Here is a 16,415-nt window from a genome sequence, read left to right on the forward strand (position 1 = left end):
AGCGAGCTTCCTCATAATGAGGGCTCGCCTTTTTTTATTCAGAAATATTGAAAATTCTATTTTTCAGTATTTAAAATGAATTTACCTACGATAGCTGCGAAGATACCACCAAGAATTGGTGCTACGATGAATACCCATAGTTGAGAAAGTGCTTCTCCACCAACAAATAAAGCTGGTGCGATACTACGAGCTGGGTTAACAGATGTTCCAGTTAACGGAATTCCTAATAAGTGAATTAAAACTAATGTGAAACCAATTACTAGTCCAGCTAAAGAAGAACTTCCTTTTTTACCTGTTACAGCAACGATAACTAAAATAAATACGAAAGTTAAAATGAACTCAACTAAAAATGCTCCAGATAAACCAAGAGTTCCGAAACCATTTTGTCCTAAATTATCTAAAGGTGTTTTAGCAGATTTTAAAATTGTTACTAACGTTGCAGTTCCTAATAAACCACCTAAAATTTGAGCTAATACATAATAACAAAGTTCCATAGCGTTCATTCGTTTGTTGATGAACATAGCTACTGATACTGCTGGGTTAATGTGACATCCAGAAATTGTTCCGATGCTATATGCCATAGCTACAATAGATAGACCGAAAGCCATAGCGATTCCTAATGTTCCAATTCCTTCAATTCCGCCGCCAGTGACAGCTACTCCAGTTCCGAATAATACAAGTACAAATGTACCAATAAATTCAGCGATTGCTTTTTTTAACATAATTTACCTCCTATTAATGCGCATGAAACGTATTATAACATAAGTTTTAGTATAAAGAGCCAATGAAATACTATTCTGATAAGGCGAAATAGGGGGACAATAAAAAAGAGTATGGTTCATCTCTATAGAACCATACCCTTTTTTTATGCTGATTTTTTCTGTTTAACGACTGGAACAGAACGGTTTAAAATACTATTTGCAACCATTCCTAATATGATAATAATCATTCCGATGAGAGAAAGTCCTCCAGGGAGTGAACCATTTAAGAAAATGATTTCTCCAAGTACGGTAAAGACCATCGTTCCAGCTTGTGTTGCTTCAACAGCTCCAAGTAGAGCGAGGTTATCTTTTGCTAAGTCAGTAGCAAAGAAAAATGTCATCGTTGCAATAACGCCGGAACATAATGCTAACAAAAATCCTTGAAGTATTTGGTTGGATGTTGGAATGCCAGTAGTAGAAAATCCGTATATACCAAGCAAGATTGTTATAGGAAGACTTCCAATTGCCATTCCTAATACACGTTGGAACGTATCAAGGCGTCCACCAACAAGCTCCATCATTTTTCGGTTACCGAACGGATATAAGAAAGCGGCTAATACGACAGGTAAAAAACCTGAAATGAACTGAGTCATTGTAATATGGCCTGCGGCAGTTGCTTGCATACAAATTACACCAAGTAAAATAAATAATGCAACATATAAGCTACGAAGTGGAATTTTTCCACGTACAAGTTTCGTACCTGATTTTGTTTCTATTTTCACGAAAAATAGTGGTGATAGTAGTAAACCAGCTAAAATCGTAACTTGCCAAGTTCCAGCAACGAGCCAAGCTGGAGAAAAGACAGCTGCGAAACTTAATAAAGAATAAAAACCAATACCGGCAACAGAACCCCATCCGATCCATGCCAATGGATGTTTTTTTAACTCTTCCCATAATCCCCTAAAGTTTTTGCGAAATAAAACGATAAGGAATAAAATAGGAAGAGCAAATAAAAAACGGAAGGAAGCTGTCCAAGCCCAGCTCGTTCCAGATACATTCATTGCTCTATTAATAATAAAGGTTGCAGAAAAAAAGGCCGATGATAAAAGACCTAATAAAATTGCGCGCATGAAGTATAACACTCCTTTCGAAAATAAATAATTATGTATAGTATGATATACTTTTAATTATTAAAAGTAAACTATTTTATACTTTAAGGTGGTTTTATATATGAAAGAAAATGAAGATATGCAAACGAAAGAAGTCATTCAACAAGTTGGACAGTTATTGAGACAAATTCGAAATGAACAGAAATTAAGTTTAGAAGAATTAGCTCATAAAACAGGAGTTAGTAAATTAACATTAGGAAAGATCGAAAGAGGGGAAACAAATCCGACACTAGCTGTCATTTGGAAAATAACGAAAGGGTTATCAATTCCTTTATCCAGATTAATGGTTGTTGGAGAACCTGTAGCTGTTGCGCGCTGTGGAGAAGGATTTGCAGTAGATGAAGGACAAGCGTGGCATTTAGAAACGATGTTCCGTTATACGAAAGAAATAGGGATGGAAATGCACCGTGCTTGTTTACGATCAAATAGTATATATGAGCCAGAAGCTCATCATGAAGGTGCGATTGAGCTTGTAACGGTAATGAAAGGGAAAGTGTCTATTCAAGTGGAGAATGATGTATACGAATTAAATGAGTTTGATTCCATTCAATTTGAAGCGAATAAGAAGCATATTTATAAAAATGAAGAAGAAGAAGTAGCGGTATTACATTTAACGATGAAATATTCTTCATGAAAAAATCACCTATAGGATTCTATAGGTGATTTGCTCTTCTTAAGTATGTGAAATGATGCCGTTAGTACGAACGTGGCATAAGTAATAAACAAATGAAATAAACTAAAAATCCTGTCCCAAAACATAAAACAGCAATAACCCAAATGATACGAATAAGAGTAGAGCTAATATCAAAATATTCTCCTAAACCACCACATATACCAAATAGCATTTTATCAGTTTCGGATTTACATAACTTTTTTGACATATTCCAATCAACTCCTTTTTATATCAAACTGCATACTTTTATTCTATATGGAAATTTATGAGAAGACTATGGGGTTGTATTACATTTTTTTGTGAGAAGTGATCGTATTAATTGTCTTAATTTTCAGTGGATATTAAACTTGTAGTTATGAGGTGATTTTTAATAAAGGGTGGGGAAATAGAGATGACAGTATATTGGTTGACTAACGTAATGCTTGAATCAGGATATACATATGAAGAAGAGAGAATTTCACAAACAGAAACAGAATTATGCAGTTTACTTATTGAAGATGGTCGAATTAAAAAAATTATAAAAGGGATTGTTCAAGAGGAAGATATAGTAACTTTTGATGCTAAGCACTTATTAATGTTGCCAGCTTTCAAAGAGATGCACATTCACATTGATAAAACATATTATAGTGGCCCATGGAAAGCTTGTATGCCAGCAGAAAGTATTTTTACACGTTTTAATGAAGAAGAAAAAATTTTACCAAAGCAATTAGCGACTGCCAAAAATAGAGCGGAAAATATGCTAGAGTTACTACTGCAAAATGGTGCAACGAATATTAGAACGCATTGTAATGTTGATCCAATTATTGGGCTTGGTAATTTGGAGGCGACGTTAGCGGCATTAGAAACATATAAAAATCGAGTATCTAGTAGAATTGTTGCGTTTCCGCAACATGGATTATTGCGCAGTAATTCTGTACAACTCGTGAAAGATGCGATGCGTATGGGTGCTCATCTAGTCGGAGGAGTAGATCCAGCTACAGTGGATAATGACATCGAAAAGTCATTACATACAATTATGGATATCGCAGTAGAATTTAATGCGGATGTTGATATTCATTTGCACGATGCGAATAATCTTGGAACGTTTACGATGAAGAGATTGGCAAGTTTAACAGAAGAAGCAGGATGGCAAGGCCGTGTAACGATTAGTCATGCACTTGGACTTGGTGGTGTTACTGATAAAGAGGCTGAAGAAGTGTCAGAAAGACTCGCAAATGTAAATATTGATATTACTTCAACAGTGCCAATTGGTAAACAAGTAATCCCAATTCCGTTATTAGATAAAAAAGGTGTTAAGGTTTCATTAGGCAATGATAGCATTACAGATCATTGGTCACCGTTTGGAACAGGTGATATGCTTCAAAAGGTGAATCGATTAGCAGAGCGTTTTGGGTGGAGTGACGAAAGGTCTTTAGGAAAAGCACTCCGCTTTATTACAGGAGGAAAAGAAACGTTAAATAATGAAGGGAAGCGAGTATGGCCGAATATAGGGGATGAAGCGAACTTTGTTTTGACGAATGCGACATGCGCTGCTGAAGCAGTAGCGCGTCAAACAGAAAAACGTTTAGTCGTGTATAAAGGAAATATTGTTGTTGGAAGTTTAAATGAGGTGGAATTAAATAATCTTGTGTAGAAGAATCGTTTAAATATTTTGAGGAGGGTTCTAATGGTGAGTATAGAACTCTTCTTTTTTATTCTTACAATATATTTTTATAGGAAAGCTAGAAGGGATGAAAAAATTGGACAATCAACATAACCAAAATCATATTATGGGAACTTTGCAATGGTTTATATTTTTATTAGCAAATTCAATAGCACTACCAATTGTCGTTGGCGGATTATTTCATCTTACGACGGAAGAAATATTTTATTTAATGCAGCGTACGTTTTTTGTAGTTGGTATATCTTCTTTTTTACAAGGATGGCTTGGGCATAGACTGCCAATTGCGGATGGGCCGGCTGGATCTTGGGTTGGTGTATTTACCGTACTTGCTTATGCAACGGCCGGACAAGATCAATTACATAGTACACTGCAAATTTTAGAATTAGGAATGATAATCTCCGGTGTTATTTTAATAGGATTAGGAGTAACTGGTTTTATAGGACGTATTTTATTTTTATTTACGCCGCTTGTGACAGGGACGTTTTTACTTTTATTATGTTTACAATTAAGTGGTGTATTTTTAAAAGGAATGTTAGGAATTACAGCTACTATTTCTCAAATCGACGGATTTACAGCAATGATTGCGTTTAGTATATTTCTGTTCGTTATTATACTATCTAATTTTGGAAAAGGCTTTGTCAAAAGTTATGCAGTTTTAATAGGATTAATTAGTGGGTGGATTATTTTTCTCATTGCAGGAAAAGTGACAATCCCATCTCAAGTAACTCATTTTGTGCAACTTCCACATATATTTGCTTGGGGACTTCCAAAATGGAATACAGGTATGGCTGTATCAAGTTTCGTTATGGTATGTATTTTAGTTTCGAATACGGTGGCAGCTATTATAGCAATTAATCAAGCAACTATTCATAAAGCGACTATTGAACAAAAACAGTTGAAAGATGGAACATGGGTTGGGGGGATTTCACATCTCATCTCTTCTGTATTTTCAACTGTAGGTGTCGTTCCGTTACCAGCAACGGCAGGATTTATACGTTTAACAAAACAAAAGTATATACGATCGTTCTTAATGGCATGTGCGTTACTAGTCGTAATGTCTCTTTTTCCAAGTATTATTCGTTACTTAGCATCTTTACCATCAGCTGTCGCATCGGCTGTTTTAATGGCTTCGTTCGTACAGTTAATTGGAATTGGATTTAATAATATAAAACAAGTGCCGATGAGTGAAAGGAATGTAACGATTTTAGGCGTTGCAGTATTATTTGGCAGCGGCGTTATGTTTTTACCGTCTGGAGCACTCCAATCCTTGCCGTCTGTTATGCAATATATATTCGGTAATGGTTTATTTGTAGGTACGGTTGTAAGTATATTGCTAGAACAAATATGGCGCGTTGGAAAGTAAGTGGATAAAAAGAGTGTACGCACTGTATAAAAGTCTAAAATAACATAGGAAATAAAGCCCATTTTCATTCACCACCTGCACATTTCGTTCATACAATATCTTGACTAAATAAACACCCAACTTACACATACACAGCTCTGGCTTAAGCAAGGAGGGTTATACCAGTTGAAGGAAAAAGCGTATCAATCTAAACCTTTACTCACAAAGAGAGAGAGAGAAGTATTTGAATTGCTGGTTCAAGATAAAACAACGAAGGAAATTGCAGGTGAACTTTTTATAAGTGAAAAGACAGTTCGCAACCATATCTCAAACGCAATGCAAAAGCTAGGGGTTAAAGGACGTTCACAAGCAGTTGTGGAGCTTCTTCGTATGGGAGAGCTCGAATTATAAGAAAGCAGCCGACTTTTATATAAAAGTCGGCTATTTTTTGTTTGCTTCACTTGCTATATGAATGATAAGAACACTCCATACATAAATAGGTAATAAGGAGGGGATATGTTGAAAAGGATACTGTTAGTTTCAACAAGTGCTCATGATATGAATGGACACCCGACTGGTTTGTGGCTGGAAGAGCTCGCAGCTCCTTATCATGTATTTAAAAAGGCTAAGTTTGAAGTTGATATTGTGTCAATAAAAGGTGGGAGAGTACCTATAGATAGAGTGTCTATTCCGAATGGTATACCTCGCGAATTCAAGCATGTAGCTTCTTTATTGCAAAATACGAGGCCGATTTCAAATGTTCATTTTTCGGATTATGATGCGGTTTTATTTGGTGGTGGGCACGGGGCGATTGTAGATTTTCCAGGTAATCCATATGTAGTAAATTTGATTGAGAATATGTATAACAATAACCGGATTGTAGCGGCTGTTTGTCACGGAGTAAGCTCCTTAGTCGGTGTGAAAAATCAGGATGGCTCGTTTTTTGTTGCGGGTAAGCGTATAACAGGTTATACAAACGATGAAGAAAGAGCTGTACATTTAGAAAAGCGCGTTCCGTTTTTGCTAGAAAGTAAGTTGAAAGAAGAAGGAGCTTTGTTTTATGTAGCCCCCAATTTTACGCCGCATGTAGTAGTAGATGGTCATTTAATTACAGGACAAAATCCACAGTCTAGCGTGGAAATAGGTAAGGCTATAAAAAGGGCTGTAAATAAATTATCGTCATTTTAATTTCTGCTCATTTCTTCTTATTAATGGGAATGTCTTCTTTTCAAAAAAAGATGGAGCAATGAATATGCACTTTATATAGAAGAAACCGACTTTCTTATAGAAGGTCGGTTATTTTTCTATCTTGCAAATTACGAAAAAAAGGAGCAAAATAAAAAAGGTCCTAGTCTATACATGGGCAAATGAAAATTTTCATACAGAAGCATTTGAAGTGAGCGAACTTAAAGTGTGTAAAATATAATGATAAACATAAAAGATGATGAATGAGAAAACGGGTGATGAAGTTGAATAGAGCAATCGGTGTTATCGATTCAGGAGTTGGCGGTTTAACAGTAGCGAAGGAATTAATTCGTCAGTTGCCGAAAGAGCGTATCATATATTTAGGAGATACAGCACGTTGTCCTTATGGTCCACGTTCTCGAGAAGAAGTACGTCAATTTACGTGGGAAATGACGGAGCATTTACTAGATTTAAATATTAAAATGTTAGTTATTGCGTGTAATACAGCAACTGCAGTTGTATTAGAAGAGATGCAAAAACAATTACCAATTCCAGTAGTAGGAGTTATTCACCCAGGATCACGTACAGCTTTAAAAGTGACAAACACGTATCACGTTGGGATTATTGGAACGATTGGAACGGTGAAAAGTGGTGCATACGAAGAGGCGTTAAAGTCTATTAATAACCGTGTTATGGTAGAAAGTTTAGCTTGTCCACCTTTCGTTGAACTTGTAGAGAGTGGGAATTTCGAAAGTGAAATGGCGTATGAAGTTGTAAGAGAAACGCTGCAACCACTGAAAAGTACCGATATTGATACACTTATATTAGGGTGTACACATTATCCGATTTTAGGACCTGTTATTAAAAAAGTAATGGGAGATAAAGTGCAACTAATTAGTTCTGGTGATGAAACAGCACGTGAAGTCAGTACAATCTTATACCATAGTAAAATGTTGAATGAAGGAGAAGAACAAAGCGATCATCTCTTCTTAACAACAGGAAAAATAGGCTTGTTTAAAGAAATTGCATCCAAATGGTTCGGTCAACCGATTGAAAATGTGAAGCATATTCATTTAGAAAAAGAATAATAGTAGAATTTATATAAGTGAGCTCCTGAGAAATCAGGAGTTTTTGTTTTATCTTGCTATTTGCTGGGTAGTAAGACCCCTGCTGATTAAAGTTTCAATTTATAAGAGGCACAGCTTGTTCTAAAACGTGAAACAGCTCGTATACATAATAGTACAAACTTAGATTTTAGGGGGGAATGGCATGCCTAAATCCACTTTTAAATGGGTTGTTGGTGCTACTGTGAGCGCTGTTTTACTAACAGGGTGTGGCTTTATAAATCAAGAGAAAGCAACTGAACAAATTGATCCGCCAAAACAAGTTACGTATACAGAGGGTGGGAAGAAAGAAGTAGCTAAAAAAGATAAGCAAGGGCAAATGGTAAATAGAGAACTATACCTTGTTGATAAAAATGGTTATGTTGTACCACAAACGTTAGCTATACCTACTCCGAAAGCAAATGAGACTGTGAAGCAAACGTTAGAATACCTTGTGAAAGATGGACCGGTAACGAATTTATTACCGAATGGGTTTCGTGCAGTCATTCCGGCGAATACAACGATGACCTTAGATTTGAAAAAGGACGGAACGGCAGTTATTGATTTCTCTAAAGAAATGAAAAACTATGCGAAAGAAGAAGAGCGTCAAATCGTTGAATCTATAGCTTGGACGTTGACGCAATTTACAGAGATAAAACAAGTGCAGTTCCAAATAAATGGTGAGAAATTGGCAAAGATGCCGGTTGGTGGTACACCGCTTGGTGAAGGAGTGAGCCGTGCAAATGGTATTAACTTCGATGATGAACAAGTAGCAGATGTAACAAATACAAAACCAGTCACACTGTATTTTATGGCGCAAAATAATAATAAACAGCAATACTACGTACCAGTCACACGCCGCGTTGCAGAAGGTAAAGAAAATGACTATGCAGCAATTATAGATGAACTTGTAAAAGGTCCGATCCATCAATCGCTCCTGAATGATTTTAATCCAGGCGTTAAGCTTATTACGAATCCGAAATTACAAGACGGAAACCTTACATTAAACTTTAATGAAAATATATTTGTAAACCCAGATAAAAATATGATTTCAAATTACGTATTGAAGTCGTTAGTTTTATCTTTAACAGAAAAGAAAGGTGTGAAAAATATTTCTATTGAAGTAAATGGAAAAGCAAATCTTATAGATGAAAAGGGCGGAAAGTTAATAAAACCTGTAGATCGTCCAGAAAACGTGAATACAGGTAGTTTTTAATCGTCAATAATTTGATATACTTAAGTAAGAAAGAGGAATTGCTTTTTGGGTTCCTCTTCTTTTATTGTATACATATCATACATTTAAATTTGGCTATACTAACAAGTAGTTATGAGGAGGTTATTTTTATGCGAGTAGATGGTAGAGAGAAAACAGAATTACGCCATATACATATTCATACGAATTATTTAAAACATCCAGAAGGATCAGTATTAATTGAGGTTGGGGATACAAAGGTGATTTGCTCAGCGACAATTGAAGAGCGTGTCCCGCCATTTATGCGTGGAGAAGGAAAGGGCTGGGTAACAGCTGAATATGCGATGATTCCACGTGCGACAGAACAACGTACAATTAGGGAGTCAAGTAAAGGGAAAGTAACAGGACGTACAATGGAAATCCAGCGCTTAATTGGACGAGCATTACGTGCGGTAGTTGACTTAGAAGCGCTTGGCGAGAGAACGGTTTGGATTGATTGTGATGTTATTCAAGCGGATGGTGGAACGAGAACAGCTTCTATTACAGGTGCATATGTAGCGATGGTATTAGCGTTTGAGAAGTTATTACAAGCAGAAAAAGTATCTAAAATTCCAGTAAAAGATTATTTAGCAGCAACGTCAGTAGGGATTGTTGAAGAACAAGGTGTTGTTTTAGATTTAAACTATGCAGAAGATTCTAAAGCAGACGTTGATATGAACGTGATTATGACTGGAAAAGGCCAGTTTGTTGAAGTGCAAGGAACTGGAGAAGAAGCGACGTTTAGTAGAGCGCAGTTAAATGAACTACTTGATGCAGCAGAACAAGGCATTTTCCAACTGATTGATATGCAAAAAGAAGCGTTAGGTGACATCGTATCTCATATAGAGTAGAGGTGAAAAAAATGAAACAAGTTGTTGTAGCGACAAAAAATATGGGGAAAGTACGTGAATTTGCTGAGTTATTTGAGCGATTTGATTTAGAAGTGAAATCATTACACGATTTTCCTCATATTGAAGAAGTCGAAGAAACTGGTGAAACATTTGAAGAAAATGCGATCTTAAAAGCGGATAGTTTGAGTAGACAGTTGAATGCAATTGTAATTGCGGATGATTCAGGTCTTATTGTAGATGCGTTAAACGGGAAACCAGGCGTGTATTCAGCTCGTTTTGCTGGAGAGCCGAAAGATGATCAAGCGAATATTGATAAAGTGTTACAAGAATTAAATGAAGTAGCGTTTGAAAAGCGTAAAGCTCGTTTCTATTGTGCATTAGCAGTTGCTTTCCCTGAAGGTGATAAAAAGCCTGTCATTGTAAACGGGACATGTGAAGGATTTATTTTAGAACAACGCCGCGGGGAAAACGGCTTTGGATATGATCCGATTTTTTATGTGGAAGAATATAAAAAAGCGATGGCGGAACTAAGTTCAGATGAGAAAAATGCTATTAGCCATCGTGGCCGTGCTCTTCGTAAATTAGAAGAAAAAATCCCGGAATGGTTTTTAGGAGAATAAGGGAGAGAGAATGATGAAAGCTTTAATCGTAAGTGATAGTCATAGCTCTGTGAAGGAATTACAGCAGTTGAAAGAGAAATATGAAGGGAAAGTAGATATCATGATTCATTGCGGTGATTCAGAGCTAACGCCTGCTCATGAAGAACTGCAAGGTTTCCGTGTTGTAAAAGGAAACTGTGATTATGCTAACTTTCAAGATGAAATTGTAACTGATGTAGATGGAATTCGCTTCTTAGTTGTGCATGGACATCGCCATAATGTGAAAATGACATTACAAACGCTAGCGTACCATGCTGAAGAAGTGGGAGCGCAAGTTGCATGCTTTGGACATTCTCACGTATTAGGTGCGGAATTAATCGAGGGCGTTTTATTTATTAATCCAGGCAGTATTTTATTACCACGTCAGCGTGTAGAAAAGACATTTGCTTTATTAGAAATGGATGAAAATCAAATGGAAGTTCGTTTTGAAATGTTAGACGGACAACTAGTTGAACAAGCAGTTTTTAAAAGAGGATAAGAAAATTTATCCTCTTTTAAAAAAGGTGTTGACTTTATGTGTGGTTATACATATAATAAATATTGTCGATAGGGCAACGGCGCTAACGAAGAAAAGAAAATAACATATGCGGGTGTAGTTTAGTGGTAAAACAAGAGCCTTCCAAGCTCTGGTCGAGAGTTCGATTCTCTTCACCCGCTCCATGTCCCAGTAGCTCAGCCGGATAGAGCATACGCCTTCTAAGCGTACGGTCGGGAGTTCGAATCTCTCCTGGGACGCTAAAAAAACCTTGTTATCTTTTGATAACAAGGTTTTTTGTTTGTCTAAAATTTGATGTTTGGGTTATAGGTGTAGTTCATTCTTGATATTTGCGACCTTTCCTTTGATATTAAGTAGTTGCATATGTACTTCTTTTTCTTAAATAAAAAGAGCGCCATTTATGCGCCCTATTCCTCTTATTTAATTTAAAGAATCAATAGGTTTATGATGGAACTCAAATCCATATCCAGATTCTCTTAATTGTTTACTTACAATATTATAAAACTCTTTACCATTCTAGTACAATTCAGCAGCAGTTATCGGAACTTATTCCCGGTAGTGTGTTACAATTAATAGAAGCGGAAAACGAGAATCTCCAATTGACTGGACCTGTGATTGGTTAGATGGTTTAAGAAGGTCGTATAAAAAAGGGAGATGGCGCAAAGATGGCGAGATCAAATGAGAATGATTTAACGGAGAAATTGGCGGAAGGTCACCGGAAATATGGTGATGGCAATTTTACAGTACAGAACATCGGTGATGAAACTAACCCGAATTGGACTGTCGTAAAAAATGTGAGGAAAGGATCGGCAGGCATTCGCGAAGGAGAAGATATATTAAGACTGCGATCAAAATATATAAAATAGTACGGAAATGGGCGGAGTGGGAGTTCGAATCTCTCCTGGGACGCTAAGAAAACCTTGTTATCTTTTGATAACAAGGTTTTTTGTTTGTTTTAAATTAGTTGTTAATAAACTTGTCAAAGACAAAACCATAATCTTTCACATTATATTGTTTCTTCGTATCAACGAGCCAGTTAAAAGCGATTTCGTTTATTTCTTTAAACTGTTCTGCTAAATTTACTTGTGCGTTTGAAATACGGCTGAAAGCGTTAGATGCCATATCTAAACTTTTATGTGCATACTGCAATGTAATATCGTTGTCGTATGAGATTTCTTCTATTTTAAGTAAAGCTTTATATAAATCTTTTAATTCTTCAATATGTTTTTTATGGACATCAATTGAATAGTGTTCATCGCCCATTTGGAACTTAATTTCTACATCTAAATCAATCGTTCCCGCAGTTTCAAGCGCTACGTTTTTAATTTGATATTTACTATAGCTAAAGCGGCGTAGTGTACGTTTTTTACTTGTTGCGCTTGTACCGTCTAAGTGAATTAACCCTTTGTTTGTGAAGCAATATTCATCTGATTTCGATTTAATTAGAAAGTAAATTTTCTCCCCATCTTCATGCATTACATAATCATCGGCATCGACCTTATCATAGTCTTTAGGTGTAATAACAGAACCTACATCGCTTAGTCCTAATACATCTGCGGCCATTTTTTTAAACATATATAATCCCCCTTGTAAATTAAAGTCTTAATTGTACAAAAATATATTAACATGATCTTCATCCTTTGTTTTCTTGTAATACGAAAATATCTGAAGGTAAGTTAAGAAAAGTAATGAATAATTATTTTGATCCTAAATTATTTAGTAAATCTATTAGTTTAAGAGTGGATTCTCCGAAAAATAACCAAGAGAAAAAAGTTAATTTTGCAAGTGATTATAAATAAATTCCGTGAAAGCACCTCAAGCGATATGAGGTGTTTTTCAATCTCTTTTTGAAATCTTACAATTCTGTAAGGTAACTGTAAGGTAGTTCGATGGTAAGAAATTGCTAATCTTTTATAATGAAGATAACAACGATAAAACGAGGAGGCAGAAATGATGAAAGGATTAGTTGTAACGGGCTTGACGGTTGCTTTTGGATTTGTAGCGTATGAGAAATTAACGTATGTAGTTGATGTTGTGAAACATTTGATTGCTTAGAGAAAACAGCCATGAGAGGGAAAGGGAATGAGTGAATGAATGGAATGGTTATTTGGAATTATAGGTACTTGTAGTGTAGTGTTATTGTTCTTTGTCCCAAGTGGTATACTTAGTTCGACAACAAGTTTGTTCTTCTTAAGTTTGTTTGCTTGTACGATGCTTATTATTATGTTTTTAATGAAGCGAAGTAAACCAATCTTCTATTTTAGCATGATTGTTATGGCAATTATTGTTCTCCAAATTATTACCCTTGTAATATACCCCACAATTATAAAAGCTTTCCATTAATGATGAATCCTCTGCGTTTGTTGCTGGGGATTTTTATTTGTACAATTTTAATTTTTAGTAGAGATTTATTTGTATTGGAATGTAAAAATTAAATATTTTCATATTTCAAACAAATAATTTGGGGATGTTGTGTTCTCATTACGCATTTGATATATTTACTTTGAACATAATTAAAATCAAGAAAAAGAGGCGGACGTATGGATAAAAAAGAAAATACGGTCGTATTGTTTCCGCAGCTATCAGAGCGCTATATTGATGAAGGTTTTTTAGCGTTGAAAGAGCGGAAGTTCGAAGATGCATTGCGCTGCTTTGAAATATTACGTCAGTATAATGCGGAAACGGAACAAACGGAATTAGCTTCAGTTATTTGTTTACTCGAATTAAAACGTATGGAAGAAGCGAAAGACAAATGTGAACAGTTGCTTAAAACAGGAGTTGTCTTATTTGGTGATATTCTTGAAACGTACGTGACTATTTTAGTTCAAACAAATGATTATGAAGGTGTTATTGAAACTGTTGAAAAGGTTTTACAAACGAAAGATATAATGCCTGATCAAAAGGAAAAATTAGCGCAGCTTGCTTTATTTGCAGAAGGTATGCTAAATGAGGGAGACGCATCGCTAGTGGATTCAAATTTTGAGTTGGATGAGTTTACTAAAGAAATTTTTGGAGAAAACTTTGGACAGAAGCTAAGAGCGATTCAGCGACTTTCATTAAAAGACTTAGATCTTGCATTACCTGTTTTAAAGAAATTTTTAATAGACGAAGAGCAACACCCCTATTTGAAAACTTCTATTTTGTATAAAATGATAGAAAGTCAGGTAGAAGAGGAAATAGAGGTAGAAAAGTTTGGGAATACGATTAAGGTAATTCCAGCATTTACAGGTCATAATGAGGAGCAATCCAATAACATTATACATAAATTATCAAGTCGATTAGAGCAAAAATATCCCGATATATTTGAAGCGATGGTTACATATTGGAAAGAATTGCAAATTAGCGTTTTCCCATTCGCTCTATTAATGGATAAAGAAGAGATTTGGTCAGCTGTTTTAGAGAGAATTGGAAGAAAGCGTTTCGGATTGGCTATTGATGAAGAAGAGCTTATGGCAGCATACAATATCGAATTGGAAGAGTTTCATATTGCCTATCAATGGTTATTACGTGTTGAAAGAGAAGGATATTTGCCCGTATAATTATGAAAAAGAATCGTTCAGTTCTTGAAACGAGCATATTCTATGTTATAATGTAAGGGTTGCAAAAGGCAGAAAACTGCCTGTTTGTAAGAGAAGAGAAGTGTAATTCTCTTACTTAATATGTTTCATATTATTCTCGAACAAAATATACCGTAGTTGTCTTCTGGGCAATTAGTAGATTGGAACATTATATCTGAAAGCTTTTGCTAGAGGATTATTTGTGTATTTGTTATTTCAAAAAAGAGATAATGAAGATCTTAATCTATAGAGGTATGTGCATACATTATTATAGTTGGAGGGAAAGAATAAATGTCTACAAAATGGGAAAAATTAGAAGGTAACGTTGGCGTTTTAACAATCGAAGTTGATGCTAAAGAAGTAAACAACTCTATCGACGCTGCGTTCAAAAAAGTAGTAAAAACAATTAACGTACCAGGTTTCCGTAAAGGAAAAATGCCTCGTCCATTATTCGAACAACGCTTTGGTATTGAATCTTTATACCAAGATGCTTTAGATATCATTTTACCAAAAGCATACGGTGAAGCGATTGAAGAAGCTGGTATCTTCCCAGTTGATCATCCTGAAATCGACATCGAGAAGTTCGAAAAAAATGCTAACCTTATCTTCACTGCAAAAGTTACAGTAAAACCTGAAGTTAAATTAGGTGAGTACAAAGGTTTAGCAGTAGAAAAAGTTGAAACAACTGTAACTGACGAAGATGTAGAGAACGAATTAAAATCTTTACAAGAGCGTCAAGCTGAACTAGTTGTTAAAGAAGAAGGAACTGTTGAAAACGGTGATACAGCTGTAATCGACTTCGAAGGTTTCGTTGATGGCGAAGCATTTGAAGGTGGAAAAGGCGAAAACTACTCTCTAGCAATCGGTTCAGGTACATTCATCCCAGGTTTCGAAGAGCAAGTAATCGGTCTTAAATCTGGTGAGTCTAAAGACGTTGAAGTATCATTCCCAGAAGAGTACCATGCTGCTGAATTAGCTGGCAAACCAGCAACATTCAAAGTAACAATTCACGAAATCAAAACAAAAGAACTTCCTGAGTTAAACGACGAGTTCGCTAAAGAAGCAGACGAAGCGGTTGCAACTCTTGATGAATTAAAAGCAAAACTTCGCACAAACTTAGAAGAAGGCAAAAAGCACGAAGCTGAGCACAAAGTACGTGACGAAGTAGTAGAATTAGCTGCTGCTAACGCTGAAATCGAAATTCCAGAAGCTATGATCAACACTGAGTTAGATCGTATGGTTCGTGAATTCGAGCAACGTTTAAGCCAACAAGGTATGAACCTTGAGCTTTACTACCAATTCACAGGTACTGATGCTGACAAATTAAAAGAGCAAATGAAAGAAGATGCACAAAAACGTGTAAGAATCAATCTTGTTCTTGAAGCTATCATTGAAGCTGAAAACATCGAAGTTACTGAAGAAGAAGTAACTGCAGAAGTTGAAAAAATGGCTGAAATGTACGGTATGCCAGTAGACGCTATCAAGCAAGCTCTTGGAAGCGTAGACGCTTTAGCTGAAGATCTTAAAGTGCGTAAAGCTGTAGACTTCTTAGTAGAAAACGCTGCATAATAAAATAACAAGGCACGATTAAAATCGTGCCTTGTTTTATAAATATAGAAATATATTTATAAAACTTTTCGATGGAGAAGGAAAAGTTCCTTTACAAGTCGAATATACATATTTCAAAAGTTTTAAAAATTTTTTATTTGTACATAACTAGTCATATTATTTGTATTTCTCGCCACGTAGTGACATAATATGTATTTACATACGATACATTTATCG

Annotated in this window: 18 protein-coding genes, 2 tRNA genes and 1 pseudogene; 16 read left to right on the plus strand and 5 right to left on the minus strand. The window is 35.7% G+C overall.

Features of this window, described 5'->3' with window-relative positions; genetic code table 11:
* Nucleotides 1–56: 56 nt before the first annotated feature.
* Nucleotides 57–722, minus strand: coding sequence for an aquaporin (locus tag AB6801_RS07960; RefSeq protein WP_000913213.1), 666 nt, complete (start codon nt 720–722; stop codon nt 57–59).
* Between the two features lie 143 nt (nt 723–865).
* On the minus strand, nt 866–1,831 hold the full coding sequence (locus AB6801_RS07965; protein WP_001201627.1) for a DMT family transporter: 966 nt from the start codon (nt 1,829–1,831) through the stop codon (nt 866–868).
* Between the two features lie 100 nt (nt 1,832–1,931).
* Between AB6801_RS07965 and AB6801_RS07970 the strand changes: the two genes are divergently transcribed.
* Nucleotides 1,932–2,504 carry a helix-turn-helix domain-containing protein gene (locus tag AB6801_RS07970; RefSeq protein WP_098340796.1) on the plus strand — a complete coding sequence of 191 codons (573 nt, stop codon included), beginning with the start codon at nt 1,932–1,934 and terminating at the stop codon, nt 2,502–2,504.
* Nucleotides 2,505–2,565: 61 nt separating this feature from the next.
* Here the strand turns inward: AB6801_RS07970 and AB6801_RS07975 are convergent, their stop codons facing one another.
* A complete protein-coding gene (locus AB6801_RS07975; protein ID WP_000038411.1) occupies nt 2,566–2,751 on the minus strand; it encodes a PspC domain-containing protein in 186 nt (61 codons plus the stop codon).
* Nucleotides 2,752–2,934: 183 nt separating this feature from the next.
* Between AB6801_RS07975 and AB6801_RS07980 the strand changes: the two genes are divergently transcribed.
* From AB6801_RS07980 to AB6801_RS08030, 11 genes are all read left to right on the plus strand, one after another.
* A complete protein-coding gene (locus AB6801_RS07980) occupies nt 2,935–4,176 on the plus strand; it encodes an amidohydrolase family protein (RefSeq protein WP_098340797.1) in 1,242 nt (413 codons plus the stop codon).
* Nucleotides 4,177–4,273: 97 nt separating this feature from the next.
* A complete protein-coding gene (locus AB6801_RS07985; protein WP_000732141.1) occupies nt 4,274–5,569 on the plus strand; it encodes a purine/pyrimidine permease in 1,296 nt (431 codons plus the stop codon).
* Between the two features lie 165 nt (nt 5,570–5,734).
* A complete protein-coding gene (gerE, locus tag AB6801_RS07990) occupies nt 5,735–5,959 on the plus strand; it encodes a spore germination transcription factor GerE (RefSeq protein ID WP_000659484.1) in 225 nt (74 codons plus the stop codon).
* A 105-nt stretch (nt 5,960–6,064) separates the two neighbouring features.
* Nucleotides 6,065–6,736, plus strand: coding sequence for a type 1 glutamine amidotransferase domain-containing protein (locus tag AB6801_RS07995; RefSeq protein ID WP_370941050.1), 672 nt, complete (start codon nt 6,065–6,067; stop codon nt 6,734–6,736).
* A 275-nt stretch (nt 6,737–7,011) separates the two neighbouring features.
* The gene (racE, locus tag AB6801_RS08000) at nt 7,012–7,821 is read left to right on the plus strand and encodes a glutamate racemase (RefSeq protein ID WP_000774005.1); all 810 of its coding nucleotides are present in this window, start codon (nt 7,012–7,014) and stop codon (nt 7,819–7,821) included.
* Between the two features lie 181 nt (nt 7,822–8,002).
* Nucleotides 8,003–9,052 carry a spore germination protein GerM gene (gerM, locus tag AB6801_RS08005; protein WP_001126746.1) on the plus strand — a complete coding sequence of 350 codons (1,050 nt, stop codon included), beginning with the start codon at nt 8,003–8,005 and terminating at the stop codon, nt 9,050–9,052.
* 128 nt (nt 9,053–9,180) lie between these two features.
* Nucleotides 9,181–9,918 carry a ribonuclease PH gene (rph, locus tag AB6801_RS08010; RefSeq protein WP_001261765.1) on the plus strand — a complete coding sequence of 246 codons (738 nt, stop codon included), beginning with the start codon at nt 9,181–9,183 and terminating at the stop codon, nt 9,916–9,918.
* A gap of 11 nt (nt 9,919–9,929) precedes the next feature.
* Complete coding sequence (locus AB6801_RS08015) at nt 9,930–10,538, plus strand: XTP/dITP diphosphatase (protein WP_000815943.1); 609 nt, start codon at nt 9,930–9,932, stop codon at nt 10,536–10,538.
* A gap of 13 nt (nt 10,539–10,551) precedes the next feature.
* Nucleotides 10,552–11,055: a metallophosphoesterase gene (locus AB6801_RS08020; RefSeq protein ID WP_000645504.1), complete on the plus strand. Its 504-nt coding sequence runs from the start codon at nt 10,552–10,554 to the stop codon at nt 11,053–11,055.
* A gap of 108 nt (nt 11,056–11,163) precedes the next feature.
* Nucleotides 11,164–11,237, plus strand: a tRNA-Gly gene (locus tag AB6801_RS08025).
* A gap of 1 nt (nt 11,238) precedes the next feature.
* Nucleotides 11,239–11,312 (plus strand) — tRNA-Arg (locus tag AB6801_RS08030).
* Nucleotides 11,313–11,493: 181 nt separating this feature from the next.
* Here AB6801_RS08030 and AB6801_RS31255 read toward each other — a convergent pair.
* A pseudogene (locus AB6801_RS31255) lies at nt 11,494–11,586 on the minus strand (DUF6572 domain-containing protein); the annotation flags it as partial.
* 152 nt (nt 11,587–11,738) lie between these two features.
* Between AB6801_RS31255 and AB6801_RS08035 the strand changes: the two are divergent.
* Complete coding sequence (locus AB6801_RS08035) at nt 11,739–11,939, plus strand: hypothetical protein (RefSeq protein ID WP_000124460.1); 201 nt, start codon at nt 11,739–11,741, stop codon at nt 11,937–11,939.
* Nucleotides 11,940–12,033: 94 nt separating this feature from the next.
* Here AB6801_RS08035 and AB6801_RS08040 read toward each other — a convergent pair whose 3' ends face one another.
* A complete protein-coding gene (locus tag AB6801_RS08040) occupies nt 12,034–12,648 on the minus strand; it encodes a PH domain-containing protein (RefSeq protein WP_000473866.1) in 615 nt (204 codons plus the stop codon).
* A gap of 519 nt (nt 12,649–13,167) precedes the next feature.
* Here AB6801_RS08040 and AB6801_RS08045 point away from each other — a divergent pair.
* From AB6801_RS08045 to tig, 3 genes are all read left to right on the plus strand, one after another.
* Complete coding sequence (locus tag AB6801_RS08045) at nt 13,168–13,416, plus strand: hypothetical protein (RefSeq protein WP_001983650.1); 249 nt, start codon at nt 13,168–13,170, stop codon at nt 13,414–13,416.
* A gap of 197 nt (nt 13,417–13,613) precedes the next feature.
* Nucleotides 13,614–14,612: a hypothetical protein gene (locus AB6801_RS08050; RefSeq protein ID WP_000358271.1), complete on the plus strand. Its 999-nt coding sequence runs from the start codon at nt 13,614–13,616 to the stop codon at nt 14,610–14,612.
* Nucleotides 14,613–14,921: 309 nt separating this feature from the next.
* On the plus strand, nt 14,922–16,199 hold the full coding sequence (gene tig / locus AB6801_RS08055; RefSeq protein WP_000105215.1) for a trigger factor: 1,278 nt from the start codon (nt 14,922–14,924) through the stop codon (nt 16,197–16,199).
* The last annotated feature ends 216 nt before the right edge of the window (nt 16,200–16,415 follow it).

The organism is Bacillus sp. RCC_6_1, from assembly GCF_041360755.1.
Classification (GTDB): Bacteria; Bacillota; Bacilli; order Bacillales; family Bacillaceae_G; genus Bacillus_A; species Bacillus_A cereus.